8 protein-coding genes are annotated in these 12,221 nt (G+C 67.8%); 6 read left to right on the forward strand and 2 right to left on the reverse strand.

Translation table 11 applies throughout. The features are described 5' to 3' along the window. The first annotated feature begins 194 nt into the window (after positions 1–194). A complete protein-coding gene (pgm, locus tag HMPREF1478_RS02685) occupies positions 195–1,871 on the forward strand; it encodes a phosphoglucomutase (alpha-D-glucose-1,6-bisphosphate-dependent) (RefSeq protein ID WP_016460542.1) in 1,677 nt (558 codons plus the stop codon). A 147-nt stretch (positions 1,872–2,018) separates the two neighbouring features. Here the strand turns inward: pgm and HMPREF1478_RS02690 are convergent, their stop codons facing one another. Continuing rightward, positions 2,019–2,783 (reverse strand): hypothetical protein, encoded by a 765-nt coding sequence (locus HMPREF1478_RS02690; RefSeq protein WP_016460543.1) that lies wholly within the window; start codon positions 2,781–2,783, stop codon positions 2,019–2,021. Between the two features lie 205 nt (positions 2,784–2,988). Between HMPREF1478_RS02690 and HMPREF1478_RS02695 the strand changes: the two genes are divergently transcribed. The 5 genes from HMPREF1478_RS02695 to HMPREF1478_RS02715 all read left to right on the forward strand — a co-directional run bounded on the left by HMPREF1478_RS02695 (position 2,989) and on the right by HMPREF1478_RS02715 (position 9,851). Beyond that, the gene (locus tag HMPREF1478_RS02695; RefSeq protein WP_016460544.1) at positions 2,989–4,317 is read left to right on the forward strand and encodes a DUF8744 domain-containing protein; all 1,329 of its coding nucleotides are present in this window, start codon (positions 2,989–2,991) and stop codon (positions 4,315–4,317) included. Next, the gene (locus tag HMPREF1478_RS02700) at positions 4,317–5,615 is read left to right on the forward strand and encodes a serine/threonine-protein kinase (protein ID WP_016460545.1); all 1,299 of its coding nucleotides are present in this window, start codon (positions 4,317–4,319) and stop codon (positions 5,613–5,615) included. The genes HMPREF1478_RS02695 and HMPREF1478_RS02700 overlap by 1 nt, the downstream gene beginning before the upstream one ends. Then, complete coding sequence (locus tag HMPREF1478_RS02705) at positions 5,608–7,125, forward strand: multicopper oxidase domain-containing protein (protein WP_016460546.1); 1,518 nt, start codon at positions 5,608–5,610, stop codon at positions 7,123–7,125. The genes HMPREF1478_RS02700 and HMPREF1478_RS02705 overlap by 8 nt, the downstream gene beginning before the upstream one ends. A gap of 210 nt (positions 7,126–7,335) precedes the next feature. After that, on the forward strand, positions 7,336–8,556 hold the full coding sequence (locus HMPREF1478_RS02710; protein WP_016460547.1) for an MFS transporter: 1,221 nt from the start codon (positions 7,336–7,338) through the stop codon (positions 8,554–8,556). 47 nt (positions 8,557–8,603) lie between these two features. Beyond that, a complete protein-coding gene (locus tag HMPREF1478_RS02715; protein WP_016460548.1) occupies positions 8,604–9,851 on the forward strand; it encodes an App1 family protein phosphatidate phosphatase in 1,248 nt (415 codons plus the stop codon). A 1,720-nt stretch (positions 9,852–11,571) separates the two neighbouring features. Here the strand turns inward: HMPREF1478_RS02715 and HMPREF1478_RS02720 are convergent. After that, positions 11,572–12,180, reverse strand: a complete 609-nt coding sequence (locus tag HMPREF1478_RS02720; protein ID WP_016460550.1) for a LytR C-terminal domain-containing protein — start codon at positions 12,178–12,180, stop codon at positions 11,572–11,574. Between the last annotated feature and the right edge of the window lie 41 nt (positions 12,181–12,221).

Consider the following 12,221-nt stretch of genomic DNA (forward strand, 5'->3'; position numbering starts at 1 on the left):
AGTCGCTCGCTGGCGGTTTTGGGAAAACGTGCAGACCCCCTGTTCTCTCTCGGGGACGAGGCCGGGGCTACCCCCGCTGCCACCTGCCCTTTTGCGCCCTCCCAGCCACAACCTCGAACAAGAGAAAACAAGGAAAAGTCCACGCCCTGGGACGGCGCTACCCACAAAGCGGCGTAACGTGCAACACTGTCACTATGCATGAACGAGCTGGCACACGTGCCCTTCCAGAAGACCTCATCAACGTCGACGATGTCATCTCCGCCTACTACGACATCGTCCCTGACCCGACCGACGTGGGACAGCGCGTCGCGTTCGGAACGTCGGGCCACCGCGGCGCTTCGTTGGACGGTAAGTTCAACGAGGCGCACATCATCGCCATCACCGCGGCGATCATCGAGTACCGCGCCTCCCAGGGCATCAACGGACCGCTGTTCATCGGCCGTGACACGCACGCCCTGAGCGAGCCCGCGTGGCGCACCGCCCTGGAGGTCCTCGCGGGTGCCGGCATCGACACGCGCATCGACTCGCGCGGCTCCTACACGCCCACCCCCGCCGTCTCCGTCGCCATCCTCGGCGCGAACGGCGCACCCGCCAACCTGCGCACCGAGGGCGACGGCCTCGCCGACGGCATCGTCGTCACCCCCAGCCACAACCCCCCGCGCGACGGCGGCTTCAAGTACAACCCGCCTCACGGCGGCCCCGCCGACACCGACGCGACCGGCTGGATCGCGGCGCGCGCCAACGAGCTCCTCGACTCGGGTGAATGGAAGAACGTTCCCCGCGTGACCGGCTCGGACCTGCTGCACGACCCGAACATCAAGCCCTTCGACTACCTAGACTTCTACGTCTCGCAGCTCGACCAGGTCATCGACATCGAAGCCATCCGCAAGGCGGGCGTGCGCATCGGTGCGGACCCGCTCGGCGGCGCGTCGATCGACTACTGGGCGGCCATCGGCGAGCACTACGGCCTCGACCTGACCGTCGTGAACCCCGAGGTCGACCCGGCGTGGCCCTTCATGACCCTGGACTGGGACGGCAAGATCCGCATGGATTGCTCCTCGCCCTACGCGATGGCGTCTCTGCGTCAGGCCATGACCCCGGACGCCGAGGGCAACACCCCCTACGACATTGCGACCGGCAACGACGCGGATTCGGATCGCCACGGCATCGTCACCCCCGACGGCCTGATGAACCCGAACCACTTCCTGGCCGTCGCCATCGAGTACCTGTTCACGCACCGTCCCGGCTGGGGTGCGGATGCGGCCGTGGGTAAGACCCTGGTGTCCTCCGCCCTCATCGACCGCGTTGTGGCCGCGATGGGCCGCGACCTGATCGAGGTGCCCGTGGGCTTCAAGTACTTCGTGCCCGGCCTGCTGTCCGGGACCGTCGGTTTCGGCGGCGAGGAGAGCGCGGGAGCTTCCTTCCTGCGCAAGGACGGCACCGTGTGGTCGACCGATAAGGACGGCATCATCCTGGCGCTGCTCGCCTCGGAGATCCTGGCCGTGACCGGCAAGACCCCGTCGCAGCTGCACGAGGAGCAGGTTGAGCGCTTCGGCGCCTCCGCCTACGCGCGCATCGACGCGGCCGCCTCCCGCGAGGAGAAGGCGAAGCTCGCTGCGCTGTCCGCGGACGACGTGACCGCGACCGAGCTGGCCGGCGACCCGATCGTCGCGAAGCTGGTGCGCGCGCCCGGTAACGACGCGCCCATCGGTGGCCTGAAGGTGACGACCGAGTACGCGTGGTTTGCCGCGCGTCCTTCGGGCACCGAGGACGTGTACAAGATCTACGCGGAGTCCTTCAAGGGTGCCGAGCACCTGGCGCAGGTCCAGGAGGCCGCCAAGCAGGTCGTGTCCGACGCCTTGAACGGCTGATGCTCTGACGGCGCCCGCTCACGCGGGTTGCGCGAGGGGGGCGGCGCTCATATGAGCGCCGCCCCCCTGCTATGTTCGCTGGTCACGCGTGGCCGCGGATGTGCGCGACCGACCGTGAATGTGCGCGGCCGCGCGAGCGCCGGTTCGTCACTTGCCGGACAGATCATTCAGCCACGACGAGTCGGGAGCCTTGATCGGGCCAGCAATCTGCGACGGGTCGAGATTCTCGATTCCCTCGACGAACTCCTTCACGGTCTCCTTGACGCCCTCGACGGCCTCGTCGACCTTACCGCGGATGGGTTCGGAGATGTCAGGCGGCAGGGCGGGGCCTCCCACAATAGGATCCGGCATGCGCCAGTCTCCGGGGCGCGAGCCAAAATGGGGGTTAATCACGTGATCGGGATCGCCGATGACATCGCCCGAGTCACCGTTACCGGAGCCGTAGCTGTGGCCGCTGATACCCGAGCCATAGCTGTGGCCGCTGACACTCCCGCCACCGTTGATGATGTCGTCGATGGCCTGTCCGCCGGCGCTGTGCCCCGACAGGGCCGAGCCGATGCTGTGGCCCCTGAGCATGTTGCCACCGCCGGAGCCGGAGCCCCCACCGTAGCTGTTGCCGTCGATGATGGAACCGATGAGCTGGCTGTTCTCGTCTTCGGTGGCGATAAAGTCGCGCTCGGCAGCTTCGAGCGAGTCAGCGTGTTCATCCAGGCTCGTGCCCGTCTTGGTTGCCTGGTCCGCAAACTTATCTTCGACGCCTTGCATCTGCGACGACAGGCTCGTGCCGGGCATTGCCGAGGCGAAGGCGCTGGCTCCGCCCTCGGGGCGAGCCGAACGAACTGCCTCTGCGGCCTCGCGCGCCGTCGAAGCGAGGCGAGGGAATTCGCCGGCAACAAATGAAAGATCGCTCATCGTCCACTCCTGTGTTCATAGATGCGTGACCTGGACAATATTACCGGACGGAAACCTGATGCGCACCCATTCATCCAGGGGACCCTGACTCCCCTATCGCACATTTTTACCGCTCACACCCCTAGAAAATTGGTGACGGGGCGGCTACCTTGGCACTGTCGCCCCGCCGGGGCCCGACTCACGCCCACCACCTCCAGGAGCCCACATGAGCGAGGCACGCCCACCCGCACGCGACGCGGGACCGGATGCGCCAGCCCACGCCTCGTCGATAGTGACGAGGCCGCCCATCCCCCGCCTGCCCGTCGGCCGCCTCGCGTTCCTCCTCCTCGCCGGCATCGCGCTTCTCGCGGGACTGGACGCTTCCCTCGTGCGCCTGGGGGCGCTCGCACCCGTGGCTTCGACGAGCCTGGGGACCGTGCACGGACTCCTCATGATCTACGGGTTCCTGGGCACCGCGATCTGCCTCGAGCGCGCGGTCGCCTTGCAGTCCGACGGGCGTCGCGCGTGGGCGTACGCGGCTCCCCTGCTCACCGGCGCGGGCGGTATCAGCGCGGTCGTCATCTCCGTGAATGCGGGCGTGCGCGAGGCGCTCGCGAACCTCCCGATCCTGCGTTTCCTCGCCGCCCACCTGACCGGATTCGCGCCCGAGCGCATGATGCCCGGATTCCTCATCACCCTCGGTATGGCAGCGCTAACGTCTATCTACTGCTACGTGTGGGCGCGCAGGCAGGCCACCCACGCGGTCCTCATCCAGCTGATGGGCGCACTCATCGGGCTGGGCGGCATCCTCCTGTGGTGGCGAGGCCTCGAGACGCCGCGCGCAGTGCCCTGGTGGCTGGCCTTCCTGATCGTCACAATCATCGGCGAGCGCGTCGAACTCGCGCGACTCGCCTTCGCGTCCGGCTCCACCGAGCGGCGCATCACCGCCGAGAGCGCCGCCCTCATGGTGGGCCTGACGGTCGCGCTCTACTCCCCCACGCTCGGTTACCCGCTGATCGGGCTGAGCCTCGGCGCCCTCATGGTGGACACCGCGTGGCACGACGTCGCGCGCGGCACCGTGCGCATGAAGGGCCTGCCGCGCCTGGCCGCCGTGTGCATGCTGAGCGGCTACGCGTGGGCGCTCGTGCCCGCGCTGATGTGGATCGTCGCGCCCCCGGCCTTCGACGGGTACGGCTACGACGCCGGCGTCCACGCGATCACGATCGGTTTCGTCGTCTCGATGCTGCTGGCCCACGCTCCCGTCATCATCCCGGCGGTCGCCCGGCGCGAGGTCCCCTACCACGTCGCCATGTGGGTGCCCTTCGCGTTCCTCCAGGTTTCCCTCGCTCTGCGCCTCCTCGCGGGCGCGCGCGAGGCTGCCTACCCGTGGCGCCTGGGCGGCACCCTGGGTGTCGTGGGCGTCCTCCTGTTCGTCGCAACGACGCTGACGGTGACGATTCGCCGGGCGCGCGCGGTCTCGCGGGAACGCCGCCTCATCGACGAGGCCGACTCGCCCTCCTCGGGTCCCGCATCGTCGGGCGGAACGGAGGTGTGATGAGCAAGCCCCGCGTCCCCCGCACGGACCGCGCGACCTCCATCTGGATGTGCGTGGCGGCGGCGTGCGCCGCGATCACGATCGTCGCGCGCGGCCTCATCCCGCAGAACCTGTGGACGATGATCCACCTGATAACCCTCGGCGTCCTGTCAAACGGGATCTTCCAGTGGTCCTGGTACTTCACGCGCGCGCTCGCACACCTGGCCCCGGACGACCGACGCGCCGGGCGCGACAACACCGTGCGCATCATTGCCTTCAACCTCTCCCTCCTGCTCCTCATCGGCGGCATGTGGTCGAATCTGTGGCACGCAACCGTCACGGGTGCGACCATCGTCGGCGCGATTGCCGCGTGGCACGGGTGGGCGCTGCTCACCGCATCCCGCGAGCGCCTGGCGTCGCGTTTCGCGGTGATTATTCGCTACTACATCGCGGCGGCGTTCTTCCTGGTGGTCGGCGCGACGCTGGCCGGTTTCGTGACGGCGGCCATGTTTGACGCGAACGCGCCCGCGTGGCTGGCCTCGGCCAGGGACCGCCTGACGGTCGCCCACGCGCTGGCGGGTGTCGCCGGTTGGGTGGGCCTGACGATGGGCGGGACCCTGGTGACGCTGGGGCCGACCGCGATGCGCACGCGCATGGATCCGCGGGCCGTGTCCTTCGCGACGAGCGCCCTGCCTCTGTGGGTGGCTGCGCTCCTCGTCGCGGGTGCGGGCACGCTCGCCGGGTCGATGCGCGTGGCGTCGGTGGGTCTCCTCGTCGTCGTGGGCGCGGCGGCGCTGGGCGTCGGCGTTCCGCTCCTTCGCGCGGCCCTCACAAAGGGTCCGGCCGAGTACGGCGCGTGGTCCCTCACGCTGGGTGCCGCCTGGATTCTCGTCGCCGGCGCGGGAGCGTCCCTGCGTGCCTTCGAGGCAGCGGACGCGACCGGCCTGCGCGCGGCGTTCCTGCCGTGGCTGCCGATCCTCGGCGCGGCCGGCGTCGGCCAACTCTTCGTCGGCGCGCTCACCTACCTGATGCCCGTCGTCATCGGCGGCGGCCCGTCCGCCGTGCGCGTCGGGGTCGGCGTGCTCGAGGCCGGGGCTCCCATCCGGGAGGCGGCGCGCAACGTGGCCGCAGTGTTTGCCCTCGCCGTCGCATCCCTGGGCGGCGTGTCCGCCGAGCGCCTCACCATCGCCGCATGGGTGGTCCTGCTGGCCACCTACGTCATCGACATCATCCTCATGGCCCGCTGCGGCGTGGCCCAGGCGCGCGTCAAGCGTGCCGCCCAAACCCCCACCACCACGCAAGGAGGCCACCGTGGCTGACCTGAACCTGTCTGCGTCACCCTCATCGGGAGGAAAAACCCCGAAGTCGTCCGCTTCGACGGGCGGCTCGACGGGAACGCCGAAGCTGCGCATGAGCCCGGCGGGCGACCACTCGCCCATTAGCCGCACGGCGGGCGCGATCATCGGCGTCGTCTCCGTCGTGGCGCTCGCGCTGGCGGTCTTCCTGTCCAACCCGTCCGCGCCCACGACGTCGGGCACGGGGACCGCCTCGGGGACCACGGCCTCGTCGGTGACGCCGACCGGGCACACGACCCGCGTGTCGGTAGGCGTCGAGGGCATGGCCTTTACACCCAACCACATTGAGGTGCCGGTCGGCGATCGCCTCATCATCGACTTCACGAACTCGGGGGACCAGCGCCACGACCTGGTGTTCGAGACGGGCGTATCCTCCGGGTCCCTGGCGGCGGGCGAGACGAAGGAGCTGGATCTCGGCGTCATCGGCGGCGACGTCGAGGGCTGGTGCTCCCTGCCGGGTCACCGCGAGATGGGCATGACCCTGCACGTGCAGGCCACGGGCGCCTCCTCCTCTGGCGCGTCGTCCTCCTCGGGGGCATCGGCCTCGGGCGGCCACGCGGGACACAACCACGGTCAGGACACCACCGGCGGGCCGGCTACGGCGACCGAGCTGACCGACTACGCGGCCTCCATCGACGCGCGCGACCCCGTCCTGCCGGCGGCCACGAACGAGACCGAGCGCCACTACACGTTCACGGTCACCGAGCAGACGACCAACGTCACCGACACGCTGACCCGCCAAACGTGGACCTTCAACGGGGACGCTCCCGGCCCGATCCTGCGCGGACACATCGGCGACACCTTCCACATCACGCTCGTCAACAACGGGACGATGAGCCACTCGCTGGACTTCCACGCGGGCCTGGTCGCCCCCGACAACGTCATGCACTCCATCGAGCCCGGGCAGAGCCTCGAGTACACCTTCGTCGCGAAGAACGCGGGCATCTGGCTCTACCACTGCTCGACCGCGCCGATGTCGATGCACATCGCGAACGGCATGTTCGGCGCCGTCATCATTGATCCGACCGACCTCGACAAGGTCGACCACGAGTACGTCATGGTCGCCTCCGAGCTCTACCTGGGCGCGGACGGGCAGCCCGCAGATGCCTCGCTCCTGTCGGCCCTGCAGCCCAACGCAATGGCCTTCAACGGCGTGCCCTTCCAGTACAAGGCTCACCCGATCCAGATCAAGACCAACGAGCGCGTGCGCGTGTGGGTCATGGACGCGGGCCCCAACCTGGCGACCACCTTCCACGTCGTGGGCACCCAGTTCGACACCGTGTGGCGCGAGGGCGCCTACGTGATCCGCGGCGGCGGGAGCGGTGGCGGCTGGGGCCAGGTCCTATCCCTGGGCGCCGCCGAGGGTGGCTTCGTCGAGTTCACGCCTCTCGAGGCCGGCCACTACGCCTTCGTCAACCACGCGCTCTCCCTGGCGGAGAAGGGCCAGACCGGCGTCTTCGAGGTGACCGACTGAGCCTGTTCCTCATCCCCTGGCCACGGCCTCGTCCCCTACGGACGAGGCCGTGGTATATTGACGGCTTATCCTCCCCGTGGCACCCAGCTTGCCAGCAGTCGTCGGTCATCGCGACACCAGGTTTTTCCTCCCCCGGGCGGGGCCCGGATGGTTACGTACGCCCCATTCCTCTTGGCTTTTCCGCCTACCGACCGACGGTAGAATGAGAGGATGCTCGGTACCTATCTCGATATTCTGCGTGTCCGTCAGTCGTGGAAGTTCTCCGCGGCTGGCCTTGTGCTGCGTATGCCAATGTCGATGGTGGGCCTGTCGACGATCCTGATGGTGCGCGCCGAGTACGGCAACTACACGCTGGCCGGCGCCGTCTCGGCGGTCAACATCATCGTGATGGCGCTCTGCGCGCCCATCCTCGCGCGCCGCGTCGACCGCCACGGGCAGCTGCGCGTCATGGGCCCCGCGTGGACGATCTCGGTCCTGTCGATGTCCGCGCTGGTCGCCGCCGTCTTCATGCACGCCCCGGCGTGGACGCTCTTCATCCCGGCAGCCCTCGCGGGTGCCACGTGGGGCGCACCCGGCGCGCTCGTGCGCTCACGCTGGTCGACGATCCTGCACAAGCCCGGACAGCTGACGACCGCCTACGCCCTCGAGTCCGCGGTCGACGAGTTCGTGTACATCGTGGGCCCCGTGCTCTCCACGGTCCTGGGCACCGCGGTGCACCCCGCGACCGGCCTCATCATCTCGATCGCAAGCCTGGCAGTGGGCGGCATCCTGTTCCTATCGCGCCGCGACTCCGAGCCCGCCATCATCCCCCACGACCCGAGCGCCCCGCGCGAGTCCGTCATCCGCAAGCCCGTCGTCCTCGTCATGGCGGCGACCTACATCGGCATGGGCATGACGTTCGGTGCGATGGAAGTGTCGATGGTCAGCTTCACCGAGGAGCTGGGTACCCCCGCGCTCGGCGGCATCCTCCTCGCGCTCTTCTCGATCGGCTCACTGACGGCCGCACTCGTCTACGGTGCCCGCACGTGGCGGCGCCCCACCTGGCAGCTGTTCGTCATCGGCGTCATCGCGATGGCGATCGGCATGAGCCTGTTCCCCGTGGCGTTCAACGTCTGGACGATGGCCATCGTCATCCTCATCACGGGCCTCACCTGCGCCCCCACCATGACGAACGTCAACGTCATCATCCAAAAGTCCGTCTCCCCCGCGAAGCTCACCGAGGGCCTGACCTGGATGTCGACGTCGATCAACCTGGGCACCTCCCTGGGCACCGCGGTCGCCGGTCCCGCGATCGACGCAATCGGTGCGCGCGGCGGGCTCTTCACCATGTCGGGATCCGGCTGGGCGATGGTCCTCCTCATGCTCATCGGCCTGCCCGCGCTGCGCAAGAGCACCGCTGGCGCCCCGAAGCCGACGCTTCCACTCGACTGAGTCGCCAAGCGCCTCCGATTCTTGCGCTCCGGGTGGGGTGAGGCCCTATGATTGCCCTCATGCGCCTCCGACCACCCCTCATCGACGACGAATCGCCCTCGTTCGCGCTCGCCCTCACGGCTGGCGCGGGCGAATTCGCATCGTCTCTGCTGGTCGCTGTGATGGCACAGGGCTGGTACTACCCGGGCGTCGTCGGTTTCGGCGGCATCGGCTCCCAGCGCAGCGCCCGCATCCTCGGCCGCGTCCTCATGGCGCGCGGCGACGACGGCCGCTCGTGGCTTCAGACGCGGCGCGGGTGGCGCCAGTTTTTCAACGCCCAGGTCCCCCGCCAGCCCGTGCTCGTCACGGTCGGTAACGCGCGCAGGCTCGCCTTCGCGGACCGCGGCGGCTTCGTCGACATCACGGTCCTCGGCCACGGACTCGAGCCGGGCTGGCACGACGCGACCATCCAGGTCTTGCACGCGGGCGACGTGCGCGCCCTCGGCATGTCCGAGGACACCGCCGCGAAGCTCGCCGCCACCCTGCGCACCGCGACCCCGCTGCCCGCCCCGGCCTCGGCGATGCACGAGCGCCCCCGCAAGGGCCGCATCCGCGCCGGACGCCCCGCCCGCGTGCGCCTGCGCATCGTTTCCGACGACGAGCGCTTCGGCGTCGTTTCTGACATCGACGACACCGTCATGGTCTCCATGCTGCCGCGCCTGGTCACCGCCGCGAAGCACGCGTTCCTCGACCGCGTCTCTTCGCGCGAGGCCGTCCCCGGCATGGCGAACCTGCTGACGACGCTGACGACCTCCTCGGCCACGTCGGAGGGCGTGCCCGAGGGCACCCACTCCCCCATCATGTACCTGTCGACAGGCGCGTGGAACGTCGTGCCGACCGTTCGTTCTTTCCTGGAGCGCGCCGGTTACCCGGCAGGCGGTTTCCTCATGACGGACTTCGGCCCCTCGAACACGGGCTGGTTCCGCTCGGGCCCCGAGCACAAGCGCCGCGAGCTGCGCCGTCTGGCCCGCATGTTCCCGCACATGCGCTGGCTCCTGGTCGGCGACGACGGGCAGCGCGACCCCGAAATCTACGCGGAGTTCGCCCGCGAGTTCCCCCAGTGCGTCGCGGGCATCGCGATTCGCTCCCTATCCGAAATCGAGCAGTTCATGGCCCACGGCAGCTTCGAGGCCATGGTCCCCGACGCGCTGTGGACCGTCCCCGAGTCCATCCCCGTCTGGTACGGCTCGGACGGTGAGGCGCTCCTGGAGAATATCCGAGGTCGTGGCACGGCCGGGCCGCTGAGCGGCCGCTGAGCGGGCGCTGACCGGGCACTGATCGGGCGCTGACCGGCCACTGACCGGGCATTCCCGCCGACGTGACGCTGCTTGACGCCCCACGGGCCGCTCTCCCGTCAATTTCGCATGCAATTCCCCTGAGTGTATTTCAAGTATTGAAGTCTAATCGTTGATATTCCGCGGTTTTTGAGCGCGCGTTGATTCGTGTCGCGGGGGAATTGCATGCGAAATTTGTCTGGACCAGGCCCTGGCACGGCCCGCAGGCGCTGCAGTCAGGCCCCGCGCCTCAAAGCCCGCCCGTGCCCTCCGGTCCCTCCGCACCCTCCGGTACCTTCCAGTCCCGCCACCGCCCTCCGCACCCCCGGTGCCTTCCACACTAGTGGGGCCTGTTGTGCTGTCGTGGCTCGCTCGATCTCTGCCGCGCGTTCGGTACAAAACTCTCCCTGCTCGGCTTCTTGGTGGTGACAACGGTACAAAACTCTCCCTGCATGTAGAAAAAGCGCCAAATTAAGCCATTTCGGGCGAGCGGGGAGAGTTTTGTACCGGATATGTGGCGAGGGTGGGTGTGCTGGGAGAGTTTTGTACCGGAGGGGCCCGGTGCGGTTGTAGTTGGGCGAGTTGTGTTGTGCTCTTGCGTAGTCCTTGTGCCAGTTGGCGGGCTATGGCAGCGCCCTGCCGCCGCCCACGGGCACCGCGGCCAGGCCCTCCGTGCTCGCCGGTGCCCTCCACACCAGTTGGGCCTGGTCGCTGATGGGTAGTGCACTGGAGGGCCTACGTCTGCACGCGCGAAAAAGTTCGCCCTGCGTCCCTGTTAGATCGCGAAAGCGCGAAAAAGTTCGCCCTGCGCGCTCACAACACCCCAAATTCGGCGTTTTTGCGCTTGCCGGGCGAGTTTTTTCGCGGGAATGCCACTGGAGGGGCGGTGTTGGGCGAATTATTTCGCGCCAACCGGTCCTGTGCCCAGGACTTGTAGGTGATGCGGCGCACATCAGGTTGGTGGCGGTGGGGGTTTTGCAGCATTAGGGGCGCTCTGACGGCGCGTCGCCGGCGTGTCGCAGCTCTAATGATGCAATTCCCCCCGACTGGCGGCGGCGCGGCCGCTGTTCGAGGTGGTATGGCGCCCAAACCGCAGAACACCTCGGCGAAAAACGTTAAAAACGGGCCGCTAGTGGCGAAGTAGCCTGCGTTTTGGGCAGTTCCCGGGGGTATGGGTTGCTCGCGCACATTGTCGGGCGCCTGGCCAGGGTGGTAGCGACCCGACAGCCACATTGCGCGTTCGCACGTTAACCCCTGAGTGTGCGCGTAAACCCCTTGATACGCACGCAAACCCCTCGACATGCACGTGGGCGGGGCTGCCCAGGCTCACATGAGCGGGTTAACGTGCGCATGAGAGGGCCCACGTGCGACTTGTCGGGCCCACGTGTGCTGCCAGAGGGGCCCGCGCACGGGGCACGATGCAGGGTTCGCAGGAACGAGGCAAACACAAGCAACTAAAATCGTAACTTTCCCGCGTGACAAAGCCGAAAAGTCACCCTGCTAGCAACACGATTTGTCCATCCTTCAAGTTGGCTCACGCCACCTTCAACACCAATTTTTCCGCACCAGCAAGCCGAAAAGTCACCACAAAACCGACACGTAGTGTCCTATTACCCTTTAACCCCGAAACGATGCTCATCGACAAACGACATAAAAAGGCCGCCCCGAGGGGCGGCCTTGTCGTTGATGCGACGCGTCGATCCTACTTTGATCCGGACATCGGGCGGCACTTGGCGGGCTGCTCGATGGGATCCGTGGACTTCAGGACGCGCTGCACGTCTTCGGCGCTCATCGCGTCGTCGTAGAAGGTTCCCAGCTCGACCGTGACCGTGGAATCCTGCGCGTCGGAGAGGCGCACGTGCGCGCCGGGGAAGAAACGCGCCACCGAGTAGGCGTTATCCACCGCGTTCGGACCGGCGGTAATGCGCACCTTGCCGGTGTACTCGACGTCCGAGTTCGCGGGCTCCGCCGTCTGGAATCCAGCGGTTGTCAACATGTCCGTCGCCTTGGATGCCAGACCCTGGTGTTGCGTCGTGTTGATGACGGTGACGGACACCTGGCCGGGTGCAACGGGCTTCGCGTTCGCCGTCGGGCAGGGGATATCGCCGGTCTCGGCGTACTTGATCTTCACCGAGAAGTCGTTGCCGAAAGGAACGGGAATGATGCCCGTGAACACGAGGGAGGCCACCACCGCGGCCACTAGCATCACGACACCGATGACAGCGAACGTCGTGTTTTGACGCTGCTGACGCTCGCGCAGGAATCGCTGGCGCGGGGTGAGGGCAGTGCGGGGCGCGTTCGGAGTACTCACAGTGTCCAGCCTATCGAATGGGAGCGGCCCGAGGCCAGACA

It is taken from the genome of Actinomyces sp. HPA0247, assembly GCA_000411415.1.
Classification (GTDB): domain Bacteria; phylum Actinomycetota; class Actinomycetes; order Actinomycetales; family Actinomycetaceae; genus Pauljensenia.

Bases quoted from the DNA above. Each gene is read 5' to 3' on its own strand.
- HMPREF1478_RS02690 (WP_016460543.1), bottom strand. From the start codon at position 2,783: ATGAGCGATCTTTCATTTGTTGCCGGCGAATTCCCTCGCCTCGCTTCG.
- pgm (WP_016460542.1), top strand. From the start codon at position 195: ATGCATGAACGAGCTGGCACACGTGCCCTTCCAGAAGACCTCATCAAC.
- HMPREF1478_RS02695 (WP_016460544.1), top strand. From the start codon at position 2,989: ATGAGCGAGGCACGCCCACCCGCACGCGACGCGGGACCGGATGCGCCA.
- HMPREF1478_RS02710 (WP_016460547.1), top strand. From the start codon at position 7,336: ATGCTCGGTACCTATCTCGATATTCTGCGTGTCCGTCAGTCGTGGAAG.
- HMPREF1478_RS02700 (WP_016460545.1), top strand. From the start codon at position 4,317: ATGAGCAAGCCCCGCGTCCCCCGCACGGACCGCGCGACCTCCATCTGG.
- HMPREF1478_RS02715 (WP_016460548.1), top strand. From the start codon at position 8,604: ATGATTGCCCTCATGCGCCTCCGACCACCCCTCATCGACGACGAATCG.